The organism is Helicobacter pylori Shi112, from assembly GCF_000277405.1.
GTDB classification, from domain to species: Bacteria; Campylobacterota; Campylobacteria; order Campylobacterales; family Helicobacteraceae; genus Helicobacter; species Helicobacter pylori_C.
The window spans coordinates 1,026,742-1,048,866 of sequence record NC_017741.1 but is presented as its reverse complement, the minus strand read 5'-3'; the positions used below and the strand labels follow the sequence as shown (position 1 = coordinate 1,048,866).

At 40.3% G+C, this 22,125-nt stretch carries 13 protein-coding genes and 2 rRNA genes; 9 read left to right on the top strand and 6 right to left on the bottom strand.

The genetic code is table 11. From position 1 onward, the window contains the following. The first annotated feature begins 653 nt into the window (after positions 1–653). The 4 genes from HPSH112_RS05005 to mscS all read left to right on the top strand — a co-directional run bounded on the left by HPSH112_RS05005 (position 654) and on the right by mscS (position 5,122). Positions 654–3,540: ribosomal RNA gene (locus HPSH112_RS05005) — 23S ribosomal RNA — on the top strand. A gap of 231 nt (positions 3,541–3,771) precedes the next feature. Then, positions 3,772–3,889: ribosomal RNA gene (gene rrf / locus HPSH112_RS05000) — 5S ribosomal RNA — on the top strand. Between the two features lie 215 nt (positions 3,890–4,104). Then, positions 4,105–4,305 carry a hypothetical protein gene (locus tag HPSH112_RS08960; protein ID WP_001134838.1) on the top strand — a complete coding sequence of 67 codons (201 nt, stop codon included), beginning with the start codon at positions 4,105–4,107 and terminating at the stop codon, positions 4,303–4,305. Continuing rightward, positions 4,298–5,122, top strand: a complete 825-nt coding sequence (mscS, locus tag HPSH112_RS04990; RefSeq protein ID WP_000343447.1) for a small-conductance mechanosensitive channel MscS — start codon at positions 4,298–4,300, stop codon at positions 5,120–5,122. The genes HPSH112_RS08960 and mscS overlap by 8 nt, the downstream gene beginning before the upstream one ends. A gap of 754 nt (positions 5,123–5,876) precedes the next feature. Here the strand turns inward: mscS and ftsZ are convergent. The 3 genes from ftsZ to HPSH112_RS04975 all read right to left on the bottom strand — a co-directional run bounded on the left by ftsZ (position 5,877) and on the right by HPSH112_RS04975 (position 10,128). After that, positions 5,877–7,034: a cell division protein FtsZ gene (gene ftsZ / locus HPSH112_RS04985; RefSeq protein ID WP_000233682.1), complete on the bottom strand. Its 1,158-nt coding sequence runs from the start codon at positions 7,032–7,034 to the stop codon at positions 5,877–5,879. Positions 7,035–7,168: 134 nt separating this feature from the next. After that, positions 7,169–8,665, bottom strand: coding sequence for a cell division protein FtsA (gene ftsA, locus HPSH112_RS04980; protein WP_164471920.1), 1,497 nt, complete (start codon positions 8,663–8,665; stop codon positions 7,169–7,171). Further along, the gene (locus tag HPSH112_RS04975) at positions 8,665–10,128 is read right to left on the bottom strand and encodes a peptidylprolyl isomerase (protein WP_014534272.1); all 1,464 of its coding nucleotides are present in this window, start codon (positions 10,126–10,128) and stop codon (positions 8,665–8,667) included. Before HPSH112_RS04975 ends, ftsA begins: the two co-directional genes overlap by 1 nt. A 129-nt stretch (positions 10,129–10,257) precedes the next feature. Here HPSH112_RS04975 and HPSH112_RS04970 point away from each other — a divergent pair, with 129 nt between their 5' ends. Continuing rightward, positions 10,258–11,568 carry an adenosylmethionine--8-amino-7-oxononanoate transaminase gene (locus HPSH112_RS04970; RefSeq protein WP_001010864.1) on the top strand — a complete coding sequence of 437 codons (1,311 nt, stop codon included), beginning with the start codon at positions 10,258–10,260 and terminating at the stop codon, positions 11,566–11,568. Positions 11,569–11,639: 71 nt separating this feature from the next. Here HPSH112_RS04970 and gatC read toward each other — a convergent pair whose 3' ends face one another. Genes gatC through HPSH112_RS04955 form a run of 3 tightly spaced genes read right to left on the bottom strand, consistent with a single transcriptional unit; the run spans position 11,640 to position 14,482 of the window. Further along, on the bottom strand, positions 11,640–11,921 hold the full coding sequence (gene gatC / locus HPSH112_RS04965) for an Asp-tRNA(Asn)/Glu-tRNA(Gln) amidotransferase subunit GatC (protein WP_001165197.1): 282 nt from the start codon (positions 11,919–11,921) through the stop codon (positions 11,640–11,642). Positions 11,922–11,935: 14 nt separating this feature from the next. Continuing rightward, positions 11,936–13,411, bottom strand: a complete 1,476-nt coding sequence (gene gpmI, locus HPSH112_RS04960; protein WP_000057745.1) for a 2,3-bisphosphoglycerate-independent phosphoglycerate mutase — start codon at positions 13,409–13,411, stop codon at positions 11,936–11,938. A gap of 12 nt (positions 13,412–13,423) precedes the next feature. After that, positions 13,424–14,482 carry a hypothetical protein gene (locus tag HPSH112_RS04955; RefSeq protein WP_000681997.1) on the bottom strand — a complete coding sequence of 353 codons (1,059 nt, stop codon included), beginning with the start codon at positions 14,480–14,482 and terminating at the stop codon, positions 13,424–13,426. Positions 14,483–14,593: 111 nt separating this feature from the next. Between HPSH112_RS04955 and glyS the strand changes: the two genes are divergently transcribed. The 4 genes from glyS to HPSH112_RS04935 are packed head-to-tail and all read left to right on the top strand — an operon-like array spanning position 14,594 to position 22,116. Then, positions 14,594–16,696, top strand: coding sequence for a glycine--tRNA ligase subunit beta (glyS, locus tag HPSH112_RS04950; protein ID WP_000555182.1), 2,103 nt, complete (start codon positions 14,594–14,596; stop codon positions 16,694–16,696). Continuing rightward, a complete protein-coding gene (locus HPSH112_RS04945) occupies positions 16,686–17,981 on the top strand; it encodes a TolC family protein (RefSeq protein WP_014662264.1) in 1,296 nt (431 codons plus the stop codon). Before glyS ends, HPSH112_RS04945 begins: the two co-directional genes overlap by 11 nt. Continuing rightward, positions 17,978–19,057: an efflux RND transporter periplasmic adaptor subunit gene (locus HPSH112_RS04940; protein ID WP_000816801.1), complete on the top strand. Its 1,080-nt coding sequence runs from the start codon at positions 17,978–17,980 to the stop codon at positions 19,055–19,057. The genes HPSH112_RS04945 and HPSH112_RS04940 overlap by 4 nt, the downstream gene beginning before the upstream one ends. Beyond that, positions 19,057–22,116: an efflux RND transporter permease subunit gene (locus HPSH112_RS04935; protein ID WP_000881215.1), complete on the top strand. Its 3,060-nt coding sequence runs from the start codon at positions 19,057–19,059 to the stop codon at positions 22,114–22,116. Before HPSH112_RS04940 ends, HPSH112_RS04935 begins: the two co-directional genes overlap by 1 nt. Positions 22,117–22,125 lie beyond the last annotated feature (9 nt).

The window sequence follows — 22,125 nt, the reverse complement described above, 5'->3', positions numbered from 1 at the left end:
TGCTTTATTCGTTTTACCTTATGAAATGTTTTATCTTTATTTAATTTAAGACTTTATTTAAAATTTAAGGCTTTATTTATGTTAAATGTTAAGGATTTATTTATTCAAAGCTTTATTGATTTAAGGCTTATCTTATTTTAAGCTTTTTATTCCTACCCCCCTTCCAATCATTTCCAAACCGCTTTTATCCATTTCTTTCAAATTCTAAAAACTTTAAGCAAACTTTAAGCATTGCATGTCTATAATTACATTTCGTTTTTAAAGACAAGCTTTAAAAAGTTCTTTAATTTGAAACAACTCAAACAAGTCATAAAAGCCAAAAAGCTTTTAAACAAGTTAAGTTATAGAGGTCAAAAAGCTTTTGAATATAAAAAGCTCATTAGCTGATAAAACTTGGCGATTAAAAAAAGATTAGGGATCAAGCATTTTTAGTCTTCTTTAAAGGGTTTAACATTAAGAGCGATTATAGCAAGTTTTTAAAGAGAAACGAAGTTATTTGATTTAACATTGTTAATAGCCTATGTAAAAGTAAAGTAAAACTACAATAACTCTGTCTTATATTCATTAAGGCAGTGGTAGCGCTAATAGAATATTCGTGCAATTGTCGTTATTCATTATAAAAGGGCGGGTTTTAAAGGATATTTTAAAATTTAAAACAAGCTTTTAAGAGCAGATGGCGGATGCCTTGCCAAAGAGAGGCGATGAAGGACGTACTAGACTGCGATAAGCTATGCGGAGCTGTCAAGGAGCTTTGATGCGTAGATGTCCGAATGGGGCAACCCAACTAATAGAGATATTAGTTACTCTAATTTAGAGAGCGAACCTAGTGAAGTGAAACATCTCAGTAACTAGAGGAAAAGAAATCAACGAGATTCCCTAAGTAGTGGCGAGCGAACGGGGAAAAGGGCAAACCGAGTGCTTGCATTCGGGGTTGAGGACTGCAACATCCAAGAGAACGCTTTAGCAGAGTTACCTGGAAAGGTAAGCCATAGAAAGTGATAGCCTTGTATGCGACAAGGCGTTCTTAGGTAGCAGGATCCAGAGTAGGCCAGGACACGAGAAATCCAGGTTGAAGCCGGGGAGACCACTCTCCAACCCTAAATACTACTCTTTGAGCGATAGCGAACAAGTACCGTGAGGGAAAGGTGAAAAGAACCGCAGTGAGCGGAGTGAAATAGAACCTGAAACCATCTGCTTACAATCATTCAGAGCCCTATGATTTATCAGGGTGATGGACTGCCTTTTGCATAATGATCCTGCGAGTTGTGGTATCTGGCAAGGTTAAGCGAATGCGAAGCCGTAGCGAAAGCGAGTCTTAATAGGGCGATTGAGTCAGATGCTGCAGACCCGAAGCTAAGTGATCTATCCATGGCCAAGTTGAAACGCGTGTAATAGCGCGTGGAGGACTGAACTCGTACCCATTGAAACGGGTTGGGATGAGCTGTGGATAGGGGTGAAAGGCCAAACAAACTTAGTGATAGCTGGTTCTCTTCGAAATATATTTAGGTATAGCCTCAAGTGATAATAAAAGGGGGTAGAGCTCTGATTGGGCTAGGGCTGCTCGCCGCGGTACCAAACCCTATCAAACTTCGAATACCTTTTATCGTATCTTGGGAGTCAGGCGGTGGGTGATAAAATCAATCGTCAAAAGGGGAACAACCCAGACTACCAAATAAGGTCCCTAAGTTCTATTCTGAGTGGAAAAAGATGTGTGGCTACTCAAACAACCAGGAGGTTGGCTTAGAAGCAGCCATCCTTTAAAGAAAGCGTAACAGCTCACTGGTCTAGTGGTCATGCGCTGAAAATATAACGGGGCTAAGATAGACACCGAATTTGTAGATTGTGTTAAACACAGTGGTAGAAGAGCGTTCATACCAGCGTTGAAGGTATACCGGTAAGGAGTGCTGGAGCGGTATGAAGTGAGCATGCAGGAATGAGTAACGATAAGATATATGAGAATTGTATCCGCCGTAAATCTAAGGTTTCCTACGCGATGGTCGTCATCGTAGGGTTAGTCGGGTCCTAAGCCGAGTCCGAAAGGGGTAGGTGATGGCAAATTGGTTAATATTCCAATACCGACTGTGGAGCGTGATGGGGGGACGCATAGGGTTAAGCGAGCTAGCTGATGGAATAGCTAGTCTAAGGGCGTAGATTGGAGGGAAGGCAAATCCACCTCTGTATTTGAAACCCAAACAGGCTCTTTGAGTCCTTTCAGGACAAAGGGAGAATCGCTGATACCGTCGTGCCAAGAAAAGCCTCTAAGCATATCCATAGTCGTCCGTACCGCAAACCGACACAGGTAGATGAGATGAGTATTCTAAGGCGCGTGAAAGAACTCTGGTTAAGGAACTCTGCAAACTAGCACCGTAAGTTCGCGATAAGGTGTGCCGCAGCAATGCGGTCTCAGCAAAGAGTCCCTCCCGACTGTTTACCAAAAACACAGCACTTTGCCAACTCGTAAGAGGAAGTATAAGGTGTGACGCCTGCCCGGTGCTCGAAGGTTAAGAGGATGCGTCAGTCGCAAGATGAAGCGTTGAATTGAAGCCCGAGTAAACGGCGGCCGTAACTATAACGGTCCTAAGGTAGCGAAATTCCTTGTCGGTTAAATACCGACCTGCATGAATGGCGTAACGAGATGGGAGCTGTCTCAACCAGAGATTCAGTGAAATTGTAGTGGAGGTGAAAATTCCTCCTACCCGCGGCAAGACGGAAAGACCCCGTGGACCTTTACTACAACTTAGTACTGCTAACGGGAATATCATGCGCAGGATAGGTGGGAGGCTTTGAAGTAAGGGCTTTGGCTCTTATGGAGCCATCCTTGAGATACCACCCTTGATGTTTCTGTTAGCTAACTGGTCTGTGTTATCCACAGGCAGGACAATGCTTGGTGGGTAGTTTGACTGGGGCGGTCGCCTCCTAAAAAGTAACGGAGGCTTGCAAAGGTTGGCTCATTGCGGTTGGAAATCGCAAGTTGAGTGTAATGGCACAAGCCAGCCTGACTGTAAGACATACAAGTCAAGCAGAGACGAAAGTCGGTCATAGTGATCCGGTGGTTCTGTGTGGAAGGGCCATCGCTCAAAGGATAAAAGGTACCCCGGGGATAACAGGCTGATCTCCCCCAAGAGCTCACATCGACGGGGAGGTTTGGCACCTCGATGTCGGCTCATCGCATCCTGGGGCTGGAGCAGGTCCCAAGGGTATGGCTGTTCGCCATTTAAAGCGGTACGCGAGCTGGGTTCAGAACGTCGTGAGACAGTTCGGTCCCTATCTGCCGTGGGCGTAGGAAAGTTGAGGAGAGCTGTCCCTAGTACGAGAGGACCGGGATGGACGTGTCACTGGTGCACCAGTTGTTCTGCCAAGAGCACCGCTGGGTAGCTACACACGGATGTGATAACTGCTGAAAGCATCTAAGCAGGAAGCCAACTCCAAGATAAACTTTCCCTGAAGCTCGCACAAAGACTATGTGCTTGATAGGGTAGATGTGTAAGCGCAGTAATGCGTTTAGCTGACTACTACTAATAGAGCGTTTGGCTTGTTTTTTGCTTTTTGTATAAGTATAACGGCAATAAGCGCGGATAAGTTACCACTGCCTTACTGAGTGTAAGAGAGTTGGCGTTTTATAAAGACTTTTATATAATAAACTTTAATGAGAAATTAGGATAAAATCTGACTCGTTTTAATTAAGGGCTATTAACGATCTTCTAAAAACAAGCTCCCTATAAAGAGAAAGGGGAGTTAAGGGTAAATGCGTTTTATCTTTAGCTCCCTTTTCCTTGTGCCTTTAGAGAAGAGGAACTACCCAGTTAACCATTCCGAACCTGGAAGTCAAGCTCTTCATCGCTGATAATACTGCTCTTTTCAAGAGTGGGAATGTAGGTCGGTGCAGGGATAGGGAAATGTTTTTTAATCTTGCTTTTTTATCTTTTTTTAATCTTATTTTTAATATTTAATGTTTGGTTTAGATGGTTGGGTTTTTATAGAGTTTTATTCTTCATTCAAAGTTTTTAGGGTTTTAAGAAAACGAGTTGTTTTTATTATAACAAGGAAGCGCTCAAAAAACTTTTGGCAAAAATTATTGTAAAATTATTCTAAAAAAGGATCTTCATGCCACCATTAAAAGGGATTCTTGCCGATCGCAACGATTCTAATCAATCCTGTCTGTGCATTTTTAATGGAACCATTTCAAAAGACAAAATTCTATCCAATAGCGCGTTTCAAAGCTTCACTATTAAATATTCGCAGAAAAGATTGGAACTTTATGGGAAAGTTAATCAATTTATTTTAAAAGGAAAAATTTATGGATGAAATTAAAACGCTGTTAGTGGATTTTTTCCCGCAAGCAAAGCATTTTGGGATAATCTTGATCAAGGCTGTCATTGTCTTTTGTATAGGTTTTTATTTTTCGTTTTTCTTACAAAAAAAAACCTTGAAACTTTTATCCAAAAAGGATGAGATTTTAGCGAATTTTGTCGCGCAGGTTACTTTTATCTTAACCCTTATCATCACCACAATCATTACGCTCAGCACGCTAGGCGTGCAAACCACCTCTATTATCACTGTTTTAGGAACAGTGGGGATTGCTGTGGCGTTGGCTTTAAAAGATTATCTTTCAAGCATTGCTGGAGGGATAATCCTTATCATTTTACACCCTTTCAAAAAAGGAGACATCATTGAAATCTCTGGCCTAGAGGGCAAAGTAGAAGCGCTTAATTTTTTTAATACCTCTTTACGCTTGCATGACGGGCGCTTGGCGGTTTTGCCCAATAAAAGTGTCGCTAATTCTAATATTATCAATAGCAATAACACTGCATGTCGGCGCATTGAATGGGTTTGTGGGGTAGGGTATGGGAGCGATATTGAACTAGTGCATAAGACGATAAAAGATGTTATTGATACAATGGAAAAAATTGATAAAAACATGCCCACTTTTATTGGAATCACGGATTTTGGATCCAGCTCATTGAATTTCACCATTAGAGTTTGGGCAAAAATTGAAGATGGGATCTTTAATGTGCGTAGCGAACTCATTGAACGCATCAAAAACGCCCTAGACGCTAACCACATTGAAATCCCTTTCAACAAGCTAGATATTGCTATTAAAAATCAGGACTCTTCTAAGTGATTGGTGTGAGGCGCATTGTAGTAATACTTGAATTTTAAAGGAGTAACCCAACGAGCGAATGCTAAAGCACCTAGTAGCGGTTATCTCTGGTTGTAGGACATATAACGATGAAGCCATTTAAAGAGTTTGGATTAAAAGAAGCCAACAATTAAAGCCAATCAATTTGACACTAACGCTGGGCATTGCTTCATTAACGAACAAGACCTTTTAAGTCAGCTCATCAATGTTAGCGGCATTATCTCACGACATCTCATTAGCGATAAGGCAGGTAGAGAACATGGGCCTAGTTTATGCGTTGGTTAAAGACACTGCATGCAACGGCTTAAATAAGCACTATGATTTCATCTTTGACATTGATCTTTGACATTGATAACCCTTTGAGCGATGAAGCATTAACCAGCTAATCATTGAAGTCCCTAAATCAGCCCTAAAGAATGTAAAACTCAATCAAATTAAAAATGTATTGACTTCTCAAACCTATAACGGAGTTTATGAATTCACGGGTGGCAAGCATGAAAAACAAAGCCCTTGGTTTTTGCCAAATGAGTTTCTAGCGCTTCATTAACTAGTGGGTGTTTTTGGGATAATTTCCCCTTTTTAAGCGCTTTAAAATCCCCCAAACGCTCTAGAAGTCAGCACACTCATTAAAATCAAAGCTTTTTAATTTTATTCTAAAAAACGAATGAGAAAAAGCCCAAACAAACCGCTTTATTATCAGCCCTATAAAAATAGGGGAGAAAAGCGAGATTTACAATTAATCTTGCTGGATTCTCATGGTTGTGGGTATGGATAGCTCTTCTTCAGTAGGGATCTCACCATTACCCACTTTTCTTGTTTGTTTCATCACAGGCTGAGAGGGCGTGGCGATCGATTCCAAACTCGCTCCAACGCTGTTTCTTTCAGCACCGGTTGCAATGATAGTAACGCGCACATGATCAATGGGGATATTCTCGCTCGTGTGTTGGCCAAACTTAACATCAACATCTTGATGGGCTTGATCTTGAATAAAATCGCATGCGTTGGAATAAGCCATCATAGGATAATCAGGGTGGTGCTCAAAAAAGACAATAATGCTCTTAGCCCCTTCAATAGAAGCGTCATCAAGAAGAGGCGATTGGATTGCATTTTCCACCGCTGCTTTAGCAGAATCTTCGCCAGTGGCTTCACCAATACCCATTAACGCAAAGCCTTTAAAACCAAGAGCGCTCTTTAAATCGGCAAAATCAACATTGATATTACCGGGTTTAGTGATGATGGTAGAAATACCGCTCACAGCCCTAACCAAAACATCATCAACTTCCCTATAACATTCCGTGATGCTAGCGTTTTTCTTCATGGTGAGAAGGATTTTGTCATTAGGGATAACCAAAATAGAATCGCTGGATTGCTCCAATTCTTTCAATCCCTCTTCAGCCCTCTTTCTTTTTTGATTCCCTTCGTATTTGAAAGGCTTGGTAACGACAGCAATCGTGAGCGCTCCCACTTCTTTTGCGATTTTAACGATAGTAGGGGTGGCTCCAGTCCCAGTCCCTCCTCCAAGTCCTGTAGAGATAATGACTAATTTAGCGTCTTTAATCGCTTCTCTCACTTCATTAGCGCTTTCTTCAGCGGCTTTTCTACCAATATCAGGAATCCCCCCAGCGCCTAAACCTCCAGTAGATTCTTTGCCTAAAAGGATTTTAACCGGAGCAGGATTGTTTTTGAGGTGTTGGCCATCAGTATTAACAGCAATGGGGGTAACATCTTGATGCACGCCGTATTCAACCAGGTGTTTAATCATGTTAGACCCCCCACCTCCAACACCGATGACGACAATCTTAGCCCCTTTATAAGCTGGATCGCTTACTTCTTCAATGCTTGCTTGACCAATATTATAATTTTCCATCTCTGATTGCTCTGATTGATGAACCATAGCCACATTCCCCTTGACATACGATTTTTGCAAATCTTAAACTTTGATAAATAGTTAAAGGATTATACCATGTTTTCTAGCTTTTGATAACTATTTATTAAGGCGTCTTTATCGCATAAAGAAATTGTTGTATCTTAAAAGATTTTAGAAATCTTATCAAGAAAACTTTTAAAAAAACCTTTTTGCTCGGTGGGTTTTACGGGTAAAAAATCATCGTTTTTAGCGGTGTTTGAAGGAGCGCTAGGGGCTTTTAAATCGCTCAAATTCCTTTCTGTAGGCGATGAATGGATATGGGGGGTAGGGCTTGATTGGTGGGCTGTTCTTGTGTAATCATCAATTTCATGGTAGCGGATAATCCCTTTAGAGTCTCTTTCATAGTTGGTATGCCCCCCTGCTTTGTATAAAATCAAGCCGACCACGACTGAAAAGCGAGGGTCTTTCAAGTCTTCAAACATGCCCATGATATTGTATTTTTCCATAGGGGCGGCCAAACGCACGGGGTAATTAGTGAAATGGGCTTTAGCCAGCTCTTTAATCCCTTTCATTAAAGCCATCCCGCCGGTTAAAACAACGCCCCCACCCAAATGCTCTTCTAAACCGCTATCTTGAATGCTCCTGTGGATGATTTGAAAAGTTTCCAAAGCCCTGTCTCTCATGATATTTTGGATTTTGCTAAGAGGCACTACATGGCTTTCATTGCCATCCGATCCGGTGGTAGGGATTTGGACACTTTGAGAGGGCGTTTCTTCGCCGCTTTCAAAAGAAAGATCCCCATATTTGATCTTAACTTCTTCAGCGTAAGGGAATGGGGTGTTGAGCATGGACGACAAATCCGTGCTTAAATGGTGAGAGCCTATGGGTAAGTATTTGTTATAGCGTATGGAATTGCCGCTATAAATCGTAAGGTTGCATGTCTCTCCGCCTATATCCACGCAAGCCACGCCCAATTCCCTTTCATCATTAGACAAGGTAGCAATGGAGGCGGCATAAGAATTGATCACGATGTTTTCAATCTCCACCCCAGATTGGATCATGATTTTTTCTAAATTTTCAATGTTGTTTTTTTCTGTATAGACAATGTGGATAAAGACTTCCAAGCGAGTCCCGCTCATCCCTAAAGGGTCATTCACTTCTTGTTTGTCTAAAGTGAAGCGATAGGGGAGGGCATGCAAAATATGCTTGTCGTTATCCAAGCCTGCTTTAGCGCATGCGTTATTGATAGCGCGATTGATTTCATCAATGGTTACCACATTATCTTTGGTGCTCGCTACACCGGTAACATCTCTAATGCTTTCAGTATAAGCCCCCGAAAAAGAAACAATCGCTTTAGTTTTAGGGTAATACGATTCCCTAAAGGAGGAAATGGGGTTATTCCTGTCTTCATCAGCGTTCAAACCCGCCATTTTTTTAGCGCTATTAATCACTTCTTTAATGGCGTTAGAAGCGTGAGCAAGGCTATTGATACGCCCTCTTTTAATGGCTTTTGAATTGATTTCTTTGGAGTCTTGATGGGCTGTGCCAATGATGCGCAAAATCCCTTCTTTAAATTCAGCCACTATCGCGCAAATCTTTCTAGAGCCTATATCAACCCCTATAACGATTTCTTTATGTTCCATGATTTCCCCTTGCATTATTGAATGTATTTGACTATCTTATAGCGTTTTTTCAATTCTTCTATCAACGCTTTATCAAAAAAATCCGTTTTAGTGTTATTGACTAAACGCTGCATATACTGGCTTTCTTCTGCGCTAAATGAGTGGTTGAAATTTTGCTCTGTGATTTGATAGAGCACCATTTTATTATTAATAGCGATAAACCCCTTTTTTTCCTGGCGGTTAAAAAGGGCGTTGATAAACTTAGCGCTTTCTTCTTGGCTAAGCTCATTAATAGTGCCTCCAAAATTAGGGCTCACATAGCCCACGCTTTTGCCTTTAAAATCCTTAAGCTTTTCTTTAGCTAAGGTTTGTAACGCCGTAAGGGTTTTTTCTTGAGTCAAGCGGGTTTTAAGAGCGCTTTTAGCTTCATTAAAATTCTGCAATTCGTCTTTGGCTTGAGAGATGAGCTGCACCACAATAAAACCATCTTTAAAAGGCTCTGGTTTTAGGATTTCAAGGGGCTTGAGAGCGGCGAGTTTTTGCGTGATTTCAGCAGTATAGGGGGAGTTGTTTTCTTCAAAATCTTGCGTGGTGTAGTTTTGCGCGTTCGCTTTTTTTAAAGCGATATAACTCCTTAAAGCTTTTTCATTCGCTTTTTGCATGCTTAAATCATGCTTGACTTGCTCTTGAACGCTTTTAAAATCTTGTAATTTCCCCTCTTTATCCAAATAGGACACCTTGTTTTTATGGTAGTATTCCTCCAACTCTTTCAAGTTAGGTTTTTCCAAACTAGCGTCAAAATATAAAGAGCGTGTTTTAAAGCTTGTGGGCTTTTTGAAATCCTTTTTATGGGACTCGTAATATTTTTTCATCTCTTCTTCATTAAGAGAAATCTTAACATCATTGGGGTTTAGGATAAGAATGTCTAATTTGTCTTGCAATTTTGCCCAAAGCGATAAACTGGATTGCTCCAAAGGAGTAGTGGTTTTGGGGAATAGAGCGCTGATTTTTTGAAGGATTAAAAGCCTTTCAACGCTTTCTTCAAAATGCTTGGGGCGGTAATGGCTTTGCTTCAAGATATTTTTATACAATTCTTCATCAAAAACGCCATCTTTTTGAAAAACGCTCGTTTTTCGGATCTCTTTCGCCACTTCTTGCTTTGTAGCGCCAAGCCCTAAATCTAAAGCGAGATTTCTCAATAGGGCTTGATTGATGAGCGAATCTAAAGCGCTTTTTTCTAAATGCATGGCCTTGATTTGATCTTCAGTGAGTTCTTTAAAATTGGGGATAGACTCAGCGTATGCATCTTTAAGGCGGCGGTATTCTTGGGCTAATTCTTCTTGAGAAATCTTAATCTGTCCCACTTTGGCAGCGCTATCGCTATCTAAAGAAAAGCTGTATTGCCCCCAGCCTATCATCCCAGCGGCAATAAAAGCGATCGTGCTTATCCATATTGTAACCACTAAATACTTTCTATGATTTTGCATCCATTCAATCATAAGAACTCTAATCCCTTTTAAAAAATCAAAAATGTGAAATTCAGGTTTAAACAACCTTATAGTAAAATCAAATAACCTTATTTTAACCAAAGGTTATTAAAATTATCCTTATTATAGAGAGTTTTTAACATGAATTTTCAAGAAAATTTAGCCGCTTTGGATTTGGAGTATCTTTGGCACCCTTGCTCGCAAATGCAAGAGCATCAAAATTTCCCCATTATCCCCATTAAAAAGGCTCAAGGGATTTATCTCTATGATTTTAATGATAACGCTTACATGGATTTGATCAGCTCATGGTGGGTGAATCTTTTTGGGCATAATAACGCCTATATCAGCCAGCAGCTTAAAAATCAAATTGATAATCTAGAACATGTCCTTTTGGCTTCTTTCAGCCATAAGCCCGTCATCACGCTCTCTCAAAGGCTTTGCCAGCTCACTCATATGGACAAATGCTTTTATGCGGATAACGGCTCATCTTGTATTGAAATCGCTTTGAAAATGAGCTATCACGCCCATTTTTTAAAGAATCAAACGAGCCGCAAAAAGCTTTTTTTATCGCTCTCTAATTCCTATCATGGCGAGACTTTGGGAGCGTTAAGCGCGGGCGATGTGAAACTTTATAAAGACACTTACACCCCTTTATTGCTCAAAAATCTCACTACGCCTGTGCCTAAAAACGACAATGAAATAGAAAGTAGTTTGAACGCTTTGAAGCGTTTGTTAGACAAGCATCATGAAGAAATTTGCGCCTTCATTGCAGAGCCTCTTTTGCAATGCGCAGGGAATATGCATATTTATAGCGCAAAATATTTAAAACAAGCCGTTTTATTGTGCAAGCAAAAAAACATCCACATTATTTTTGATGAAATCGCTACCGGGTTTGGGCGCACAGGGAGCATGTTCGCTTTTGAACAATGCGAAATTGAGCCGGATTTTTTATGCTTGTCTAAAGGGATTAGTGGGGGGTATTTGCCTTTAAGCGCGCTATTAACCCGCAATGAAATCTATAACCAATTTTACGCTCCCTATGAAGAAAATAAAGCGTTTTTGCATTCGCACAGCTACACAGGAAACGCCCTAGCATGCGCATGCGCGAACGCTACGCTGGATATTTTTGAAAAAGAAAACGTTATTGAAAAGAACAAGGCTTTAAGCGAATTTATTTTTAACGCGCTCCAAAACGCATTAAAACCCTTGATAGAGCAACAAGTGGTGTCTGATTTAAGGCATTTGGGCATGGTTTTTGCATTTGAAGTCTTCATTCAAACCAAAGAGCGTTTGAGTTTGGCGGTTTTTAAAAAAGCTCTAACCAAAGGCCTGTTATTGCGCCCTTTAAACAACACCATTTACCTCATGCCCCCTTACATTATCACGCATGAAGAAATCAACAAGGCGATTGCGGGGTTAGTGGAAATTCTTGATGGGTTAAAAAAAGGCTGAAAGCGTTTTTTCTGTCTGTTTGATTTCAAAAATCAAGTTTTTAACTTGATATGAAACCTATTCAATAAAACCTATTCAATGATTTTGGGCACAACGAAGTAATGATCCTGGCTGTGTTTGTTTTGGCTTAAAATCTCTTCGGCAATGTGGGGTTGGCTTTTGGGCTCATCTTCTCTTAAGGGGGTGCATAGCTTTGTATCTGTTTTTAGATCATTAGTTTCTAAAGCGAAAATGTTTTCCACAAAGCCTAAAACCTCGGCTAAATGGCCTTTAACGCTCTCTTTATGCTCATCTTTAATCTCTAGCATGCTCAGTTTTTCCAAGCGTTGCAATAATGCGTCATCAATTTGCATTCTCTTCCTTTAGTTTAAAATAGGGGTTCGTCCATCGTTGCTGGGGCTTTAAGGCCCATGAGTTTTAACACGCTGCTAGCGATATTGTTTAGCGCTCCGTTTTTAATAGATCTAACTCCATTCCCCAAAACAAAGCAATACACGCTCCCGGCGGTGTGGTTGGTTAAGGGGTTTTGATTTTCATCTTTCATGCGTTCGCAATTCCCATGATCGCTGGTTAAAAGCATGGCGTAATCCAATTTTTTAGCCAATGAAAGGATTTCTCCTAAGCATGCATCCACCGCTTCTACCGCTTTGATGCTCGCTTCAAAATTCCCCGTATGCCCCACCATATCGCCATTAGCAAAATTCACAATGATCAAATCCGTGCCTAATTCCATTTGATCTAACACCGCAAGGGTTACTTCTTTAGCGCTCATTTCAGGCTTTAAGTCATAAGTGGTTACTTTTGGGCTTTGGATAAGCACCCGGTTTTCATTTTTAAAAGGCGCTTCCACCCCGCCATTGATGAAAAAAGTTACATGCGCGTATTTTTCAGTTTCAGCGATATGGCTTTGGGTCAGGTTGTGTTGAGAGACCACTTCAGCGAGCGTGTTTTGAACGCTTTCTTTGGGGAATAAAACAGGGTAGGGGAAAGTGTTATCATAAGGCGTCATGGTAGCGATATGGAGTTTTTTAAAAGTTTGGCGCTTAAAGCCGCTAAATTCCTTTTGGCCTAAAGCGCTCACGATTTCTCTGGCCCTATCATTCCTGAAATTGATAAAAATAAAACTTTCATCATCTTGCGTGCCGCAATAATCTTTAAAACAAGCGGGCATGATAAATTCATCGGTGATATTTTTATCATACTGGCTTTGGATATACTCGCTAGGGCTTAAAGGCGTGTGATTAAGCCCCATTAAGCTATGATACGCAAGCTCAATCCTTTCAAAGCGATTATCCCTATCCATGGCATAAAAACGACCGCTTATGGTAGCGATTTGAATGCTTTCATTGCAGATATTTTGCATTTGTTTTAAATAAGTTAAAGCGCTTTTAGGAGCGACATCGCGCCCATCGGTGATTAAATGCAGACAGACTTTTTTATGGGATTTTTCACACTCTAAAGCCAAAGCGATAAAATGCTCAATGTGTGAATGCACGCCTCCATCGCTCATTAAACCCATAAGATGCACCACTTTGCTTTTGTGGATCGTGTTTAAAAAAGCGGGGTTGTTTTTTAAGCCATCGTTTTGAAGGCTTAAAGAAATTTTAACTAAATCTTGATACAGCACCCTACCAGCCCCAATACACATATGCCCCACTTCAGAATTTCCCATTTGCCCCTTAGGTAGACCCACGCTCAAGCCATGCGTATCAATTAGGCTATAAGGCAAGGTTTTAAACATCAAGTCATAAGTGGGTTTTTTAGCATGAAAGAATGCGTTATGATCGCTATCTTTACGATACCCGATGCCATCAGTGATAATCAAAAGAGTTTTTTGTGCCATTTTTAGGACTTTTTAAAGCTCTTGCATGAGGGTGATGCGGTTAGCTAAAATCGCATTTTTTTGCCCTGGAGAGCAATTTTTGCACACTTCTTGTTTTTTGGAAGCGGTTTTGGTGCTGCTTTTTACATTATTTTTATTGTTTTTGGGGGAGCGTTTTGGACTCACTTTAGCCGGTTTTTGAGGGCTTTTTTTAGCGGGTGTGAAATCAGCGCTGTTGGTTTGAGCCAAATGCATGGGTTTATCTTTTGCTTTTTCTGGCTTACTGGTTGTTTGCTCGCTAGTTGCCTCTTTCATTTCTTGGGATTTTTCTGCTTGGGTTTCTTCTGTTTGAGTTTCTTTGGCAATTAAGGTTTGGGGCATGGCGTTGCCGATAGGGTCTAAATCCAAGTTGCTATTAGCGCTTTTTTGCAATTCTTGGTCATTACTAGACTGCGAATCAAAGATTTTAGATTCTTTCAAACGCCTGATCCTGTCTTGTATCTCTTCGTAATATTTTTCAGCTTCAGCGTTAGACTTTTCACTCCTTTCCCAACGACTGCCCTTGTTGTAAGATTTAATCATGTCTTTTAGATTGTCATGGTAGCGTGTTTTCCAATAGAGCAACTCTTTTAAAGCCACTTCAGAAGCAAACGCATCGTCTTTAATGAGCAATTCCCCCATCACATTACGCAAAAAGGGGCTATCATTATGCCCATAGCTTTTTAGAACGCTTGGGATATAGGAATGATACACGCCCGCGCTCGGATCCGAAAAATTGATTTTATAAACCCCTGCGCATGACTCTTTCCATGCAATACTCGCCATTTCATAGCCTAAATTTTCTTTAGAGCCGAATTGATAAGCGGCTTTTAAGACTTCTTTTTGCTTAGCGTTAAAATCTTTAATACTATCGCAATTGGTCATCATGACTTTAGTAACGGGCGATTTGGGTTTGTTTTTAACCCCTTTAGCGGACTTAGGCTCTGTTTTAGCGGGGCTTTCTGTTGCGGCTAAGCTTAAAGATGCACTCAAGGCTGTGCCTAGCAATAAGGCTTTAAAGATGGTGTGAGTGAGTGGGGTCAAATGTTTCAAAACGCCTACCTTTTGTGTTGAGAAATAAACTGAACTAATAATAAATTCATGTATAATTCTAACATGATTTAGTCTTAAAAGTGATTTTGTTTTTTAGGGAGAATTGAGATTTTGCATTCAGATGAATTGTTAGTAGAGATTTTGGTTGAAGAATTGCCCGCTCAAGCGTTATTGAATGAATATAAAGAAATGCCTAAAAAACTCCACGCTCTTTTTAATAAGCGCGCTTTAGAAGTGGGAAAGATAGAGATTTTTTACACCCCTAGGCGTTTGTGTTTGTTGGTTAAAGATTTTCCCCTTTTAACCCAAGAAACCAAAGAGGAATTTTTTGGGCCTCCCGTTAAAATCGCATGCAACCATCAAGATAAAACGCAAGGGTTGAATGCGTTAGGTTTAGGGTTTTATCAAAAATTAGGGTTAAAAGATCACCAGCATTTCCAAACAGCGTTCAAAAACAATAAAGAGGTGCTTTATCACGCTAAAATCCATGCGAAAGAGCCTACAAAAGACTTAATCATGCCCATTGTGTTAGAGTTTTTAGAGGGTTTGAATTTCGGGAAGTCTATGCGTTGGGGCAGCGTGGAAAAAAGCTTTATCAGACCCATTCATAACATTTGCGTGTTGTTTAATGGGGAAAATTTTAACGATATTGAAGTCAAAGAGTATGGCTTTAAAACCAAACAAGCCACGAAAGCGCACCGACAAGAGGGTTTTGATTTTATCCAAGTGGATAGCCCTAAAGCCTATTTTGAAGTTTTAGAAAAAAACCATGTCATTTTAGACCCTAAAAAGCGCGAAGCTAAAATCTTACAAGAAATTAAAGAGCTAGAAACAAAGCGTCACATCATCGTAGAAATAGATAGGGATTTATTAGATGAGGTGGTAGCGATCACGGAATACCCCAGCGCGCTTTTAGGGGAGTTTGACAAGGCGTTTTTAAAATTACCCAGTGAAATCATCACCACTTCCATGAAAGAAAACCAACGCTATTTTGCAGCCTTTAATCAAAAAATCCAAGAAAGCCCAACATTACACAACGGCTTTATTGTGGTGAGCAACGCTATCAGTAAAGACAAGCAAAAAATCATTGCAGGCAATCAAAAGGTTTTAAAAGCCCGTTTGAGCGATGCGGTTTTCTTTTATGAAAACGATCTCAAAAAGCCTTTAGATAACGCCCCTTTAGAGAGCGTGGTTTTTGTGCAAGGTTTAGGGACTTTGAAGGATAAAATGGAGCGAGAAGCAATCATCGCTCAATATTTGACGCAAAAATACGCTTCATCTTTAAACATGCCTTTAGAAAAAGCCCTTGAGTTGGTTGGCCGAGCCGTTAGAATCGCTAAGGCGGATTTACTCAGTGAAGTGGTGTATGAATTTAGCGAGCTTCAAGGGATCATGGGCTATTACTACGCTTTAAAACAAAACGAAAACGAGTTAGTCGCTTTGAGTGTGAAAGAGCAGTATTTGCCCGCAAGCGAAAACGCTCCCTTGCCCTCTAGCGTTTTTAGCGCGATCGTGGCTTTGAGCTTGAAATTAGACAGCCTTTTTTCTCTTTTTAGCGTGGGTAAAATCCCTAGCGGATCTAAAGATCCTTTTGCTTTAAGGCGCTTGAGTTTTGGGCTATTGAAAATCGTTGCACATTATGGGTTAGAATTTGATTTGAAAGCGGATTTAAAAAACCTCTTTGAAAAAGTGGGCGTTTATCAAAGCTTTGATTTAGAGATTTTAGAGAAGTTTTTACTGGAGCGCTTTAATAATTTAATAGATTGTAACCCCTCTATCATAAGGAGCGTGTTAAACACCAACGAGCGAGGTATTGTTAAAATCATTCAAAAAGTCAAAGCCTTAAAACGCTTTTTAGACGATCCCAAGAACGCTCAAAAAAAAGAGTTGCTTTTTAGCGCTTTCAAACGCCTAGCCAATATCAATAAAGACAGAAACCCTAACGAATCAAGCGAGTTTTCTATAAGTCTTTTCAAAGAATCGCAAGAGCATGCCCTTTTTGAAGCGTTCAATGCGATCAAAACAAGCGCTTTTGAGAGTTTGGATAGCAAAATAGAGGCTTATTTTGGTTTGCATGCACCTTTAGAAGAATATTTTAAAAGCGTGCTGGTGATGGATAAAGATATAGAAATCCAAAAAAATCGTAAAAATTTCTTGTGGGGCGTGTATCAAAGTTTCTTAGAAATTGGGGATATTAAAGAAATTGCGATTTAGCGGCTTCAAGTGCAAAGTCCAGCGTTTTTGTTTGGGGGTAACTTTTTTAATAAGCGGTGTTGGCACGCTTGATGCAAAAACCTTTACCCTACAAGAATTTTTTAAAGAAGTGGAAACCAACTCTATGGAGTTGATCGGCAAAAAAGCCGATTTTAAAAGCCGTTTGAATGAGCAACGCTCCGTGAACGCTTGGGATTTCCCTTACATTATGAATGAAACTTCTATGGTGAAAAACTTCCAAGGCATTATAGAAGCGCAACCCAGAACCCTTTTAATGGTAAGACCCAAGCTCCCATGGGTGAGTTCGCTTTTATCCAAAAGCCTTTCTATTAAAACCATTCAATACGATAAAAGTTATCAATTGAGTAAAAATCTCGCTTTTATTGGCGCTAAACGCCTTTATTTGACTTATGTGATGACTAAAGAAAAGTATCAGGTGTATGTGCAACGGGAAGCGAACTTCTATTCGCAGCTCAAAATCGCTAAAGAAAAAGTCAAAGCCGGCAGCATGAGCGAAAAGGATTACATCAACTTCAATAATTCTTATTTGGAATCCAAACTCGCTAAAACCAATGTGGAAACCAAACTCATAGATTTAGAAAAAATGCTAGACACGATGCTCGCTATTGTGGAGCCGGTCAAAGAAGGGGCGCATTTTGACACTTATTTAGACCATTTGCATGATGTCAAGGTGATCGGTTTGGATTTTGAATACGTGCGATTAGAACCTGAAGCTTTAAAGTTTAAATTGGATCGCTCGTTGTATGTGGATATTTTGGATTTGACGGCTAAAGATTATCAGGTGAATGCGAAATTGGCTAATAGAGATGTGTTTAATGGATTTGAATTTGGGATTGGCTCTGAAAGTTATAACTCTTCAACCAATCTTTCCGTGGAAGTGTATATCCCTTTACCGGTAACGCCTAAAAATATCTATCAAAAGCGTAAATTCTTGGATTTGCAAAGCGGGACGCTCGCGCAAAATGAAGTGATGAAACGAAACATTAGAATCAACGCCAACTCCTACTTAAACCAGCTCAAAACCAAAGAAGCATACATTGAAACCCAAAAAGAAGCCATTGCCAATAAGAAGCGTTTGATGGAAATGGGGCGCATCGCTTATGAAGCCCAAAAAATCGGGCTTTTTGAATACTTGATTTATCAAAATTCTTACATGGACGCCCTCATCACTCTAGCGGAAGCTAAGATTGAATACATTGATATTAGCGCGCTTTTAGAAGAAACTTTAGGGGAGAGCTTGACCAGATTAGGAGTATTGCATTGAAGCGGGCGTTATTGTGGCTTATGTTAATGGGTATTTTTTCAATGGGTGTTTCTTTAGAGGCCAAAGAGTATCCAGAAATTGTTTTAGAAGAAAAAAACTTGCAACCCATGGGGTTAAAGGTTATTAAATTAGATAAAGAAATTTTTAGTAAAGGGCTTCCTTTTAACGCTTATATTGATTTTGATAGTAAAAGCTCTGTGGTGCAGAGCTTGAGCTTTGATGCGTCTGTGGTCGCGGTTTATAAAAGAGAGGGCGAGCAGGTGAAAGCTGGAGATGCGATCTGTGAAGTGAGCTCTATTGATTTGAGCAATTTGTATTTTGAATTGCAGAACAACCAAAATAAATTAAAAATCGCTAAAGATATTACTAAAAAAGATTTAGAGCTTTATAGGGCTGGGGTGATCCCTAAAAGGGAGTATCAAACTAGCTTTCTAACCAGTGAAGAAATGGGCTTAAAGGTGGAACAATTAGAGAGCGCGTTTAAAAGCTTTGGCGTGGATCCCAAAAACCCTAAAGGGCAGTATGGTTTTAGGATTGTGGCTAGAGATAGCGGTCTTTTAGCGTTAGCGCCTAAAAATGTGGGTGAGAAGATTTTAGCTTTCACTAGTTATGTGCGTATTTCAAAAAGCGATAATTTGATCGCTCAAATTAAATTGCCTATAGGCGTTTCTAAATCCATTAAAAGAGATTCGCCGGTCTATAATGAAGAGGGGGAAAAAATTGGAAAAATCCAAAGCGTTTCGGTGGTGTTAGACAAAGGCTCTAACACGATTTTAGCCACCGCTTTATTAGATGAGGGCAATTACCATGTGGGGGAAATGGTAGAAATGTATATTCAAGGCTCACAGCCTAAAGGCTCGGTTTTGATCCCTTCAAACGCTTTGATTAGAAACGGAAAGGATTACCTGGTGTTTGTGAGAACGCCTAAAGGTTTTAGGCCTGTGGTGGTTCAAGTTTTAGAAGAACGCAGCAAGATTTTTATCGTGAACGCTAAAAATTTACACCCTAATGACAGCGTGGCAGTGGGGTCATTGATAGGGTTAAAAGGCATGATCAACAATTTAGGGGAAGAATAATGCTCGCTTCCATTATTGAATTTTCCTTACGCCAGCGAATAATCGTGATTGTTTGTGCGATTCTTGTTTTGTTTTTTGGGACTTATAGTTTTATCAACACTCCAGTGGATGCTTTCCCGGATATTTCGCCCACTCAAGTTAAAATCATTTTAAAACTTCCTGGCTCTAGCCCTGAAGAAATGGAAAACAACATCGTGCGCCCTTTAGAATTGGAGCTTTTAGGGCTAAAAGGGCAAAAATCTTTAAGAAGTATTTCAAAATATTCTATTTCAGACATCACGATAGATTTTGATGACAGCGTGGATATTTATTTAGCGAGAAACATTGTTAATGAACGCTTGAGCAGCGTGATGAAAGATTTACCCATAGGGGTTGAAGGGGGCATGGCGCCCATTGTTACGCCGTTGTCAGACATCTTTATGTTCACCATTGATGGCAATATCACCGAAATAGAAAAACGACAGCTTTTAGACTTTGTGATCCGCCCGCAATTAAGAATGATTAGCGGCGTGGCGGATGTCAATTCCATTGGAGGCTTTAGCAGAGCGTTTGTGATTGTGCCGGATTTTAACGACATGGCAAGGCTTGGGATAAGCATTTCTGATTTAGAAGAGGCTGTGAGAGTGAATTTAAGAAACAGCGGAGCGGGGCGCGTGGATAGAGATGGCGAAACCTTTTTAGTCAAAATCCAAACCGCTTCTTTGAGTTTAGAAGACATTGGCAAAATCACCGTTTCCACTAATTTAGGGCATTTGCACATTAAGGATTTTGCGAAAGTCATCAGCCAATCTCGCACCCGCTTAGGGTTTGTCACTAAAGATGGCGTGGGCGAGACCACAGAGGGCTTGGTGCTTTCTTTAAAAGACGCTAACACCAAAGAAATCATCACTCAAGTGTATCAAAAACTGGAGGAATTAAAACCCTTTTTACCGAACGGCGTTTCCATTAATGTTTTTTATGATCGCTCAGAATTCACGCAAAAAGCCATTGCCACGGTTTCTAAAACGCTCATTGAAGCCGTTGTTTTAATCGTCATCACGCTCTTTTTATTTTTAGGGAATTTGAGAGCGAGCGTGGCTGTAGGGGTGATCTTGCCATTAAGCTTGTCCGTGGCGTTTATTTTTATCAAACTTAGCGATTTGACTTTAAACTTGATGAGTTTAGGGGGGTTGATTATCGCTATAGGCATGCTCATTGACTCAGCCGTGGTGGTGGTGGAAAACGCTTTTGAAACATTAAGCACTAACACTAAAACCACCAAACTCCATGCGATCTATCGTTCATGCAAAGAAATCGCTGTTTCGGTGGTGAGCGGGGTGGTGATTATTATTGTGTTTTTTGTGCCGATTCTAACCTTACAGGGGTTAGAGGGCAAGATGTTTAGGCCTTTAGCGCAAAGCATTGTGTATGCGCTTTTAGGCACTTTAGTTTTATCCATCACTATCATTCCTGTAGTGAGCTCTTTTGTCTTAAAAGCCACGCCCCATAGCGAAACCTTTTTAACGAGGTTTTTAAACAGAATCTACGCCCCTTTATTGGAATTTTTTGTGCATAACCCTAAAAAAGTGATTTTAGGAGCGTTTGTTTTTTTAATCGCAAGCCTTTCTTTATTCCCTTTTGTGGGGAAGAATTTCATGCCCGCTTTAGATGAGGGCGATGTGGTTTTGAGCGTAGAAACCACCCCTTCTATTTCTTTAGATCAATCTAGGGATCTCATGTTAAACATTGAAAGCGCGATTAAAAAGCATGTCAAGGAAGTCAAAAGCATTGTCGCGCGCACAGGGAGCGATGAATTGGGGCTGGATTTAGGGGGCTTGAATCAAACCGATACTTTTATTTCTTTCATCCCTAAAAAAGAATGGAGCGTTAAAACCAAAGATGAATTATTAGAAAAAATCACCGATTCTTTAAAAGACTTTAAGGGGATTAACTTTTCTTTCACCCAACCCATTGAAATGAGGATTTCTGAAATGCTTACAGGGGTTAGGGGGGATTTAGCGGTTAAGATTTTTGGAGATGATATTAGCGAATTGAATAAATTGAGTTTTCAAATCGCGCAAGTTCTAAAAGGGATTAAAGGATCCAGTGAAGTTTTAACCACGCTCAATGAGGGCGTGAATTATTTGTATGTAACCCCTAATAAAGAAGCGATGGCGAATGTGGGGATCACTAGCGATGAATTTTCCAAGTTTTTAAAATCCGCTTTAGAGGGTTTGGTTGTGGATGTGATTCCTACAGGGATTTCACGCACGCCGGTGATGATTCGCCAAGAGAGCGATTTTGCAAGCTCTATCACTAAAATCAAAAGTTTAGCCTTGACTTCAAAATATGGCGTTTTAGTGCCTATCACTTCTATCGCTAAAATTGAAGAAGTGGATGGCCCTGTTTCTGTTGTGCGTGAAAATTCAATGCGCATGAGCGTGGTTCGCAGTAATGTGGTGGGGCGCGATTTGAACTCTTTTGTAGAAGAGGCTAAAAAAGTGATCGCTCAAAACATCAAACTCCCTCCTAGCTACTATATCACTTATGGGGGGCAGTTTGAAAACCAGCAACGGGCCAATAAAAGGCTTTCCACCGTTATCCCTTTAAGCATCTTAGCGATTTTTTTCATTCTTTTTTTCACTTTTAAAAGCATTCCTTTAGCCTTACTCATTCTTTTGAATATCCCTTTTGCGGTTACCGGAGGCCTTATTGCGTTGTTTGCGGTAGGGGAGTATATTTCCGTGCCAGCGAGCGTGGGCTTTATCGCTCTTTTTGGGATTGCGGTTTTAAACGGCGTGGTGATGATAGGTTATTTTAAAGAGCTTTTATTGCAAGGAAAAAGCGTAGAAGAATGTGTTTTATTGGGTGCCAAAAGGCGTTTGAGGCCGGTTTTAATGACCGCTTGCATTGCCGGTTTGGGTTTGATACCTTTATTATTTTCTCATAGCGTGGGATCAGAAGTCCAAAAACCTTTAGCGATCGTGGTGCTTGGAGGCTTAGTCACCTCAAGCGCTCTAACCTTACTCTTATTACCGCCCATGTTCATGCTTATTGCTAAAAAGATTAAAATCAATTAAGGGATTTCA

Bases quoted from the DNA above. Each gene is read 5' to 3' on its own strand.
- HPSH112_RS08960 (WP_001134838.1), top strand. From the start codon at position 4,105: ATGCCACCATTAAAAGGGATTCTTGCCGATCGCAACGATTCTAATCAA.
- mscS (WP_000343447.1), top strand. From the start codon at position 4,298: ATGGATGAAATTAAAACGCTGTTAGTGGATTTTTTCCCGCAAGCAAAG.
- ftsZ (WP_000233682.1), bottom strand. From the start codon at position 7,034: ATGGTTCATCAATCAGAGCAATCAGAGATGGAAAATTATAATATTGGT.
- ftsA (WP_164471920.1), bottom strand. From the start codon at position 8,665: ATGCAAGGGGAAATCATGGAACATAAAGAAATCGTTATAGGGGTTGAT.
- HPSH112_RS04975 (WP_014534272.1), bottom strand. From the start codon at position 10,128: ATGATTGAATGGATGCAAAATCATAGAAAGTATTTAGTGGTTACAATA.
- HPSH112_RS04970 (WP_001010864.1), top strand. From the start codon at position 10,258: ATGAATTTTCAAGAAAATTTAGCCGCTTTGGATTTGGAGTATCTTTGG.
- gatC (WP_001165197.1), bottom strand. From the start codon at position 11,921: ATGCAAATTGATGACGCATTATTGCAACGCTTGGAAAAACTGAGCATG.
- gpmI (WP_000057745.1), bottom strand. From the start codon at position 13,411: ATGGCACAAAAAACTCTTTTGATTATCACTGATGGCATCGGGTATCGT.
- HPSH112_RS04935 (WP_000881215.1), top strand. From the start codon at position 19,057: ATGCTCGCTTCCATTATTGAATTTTCCTTACGCCAGCGAATAATCGTG.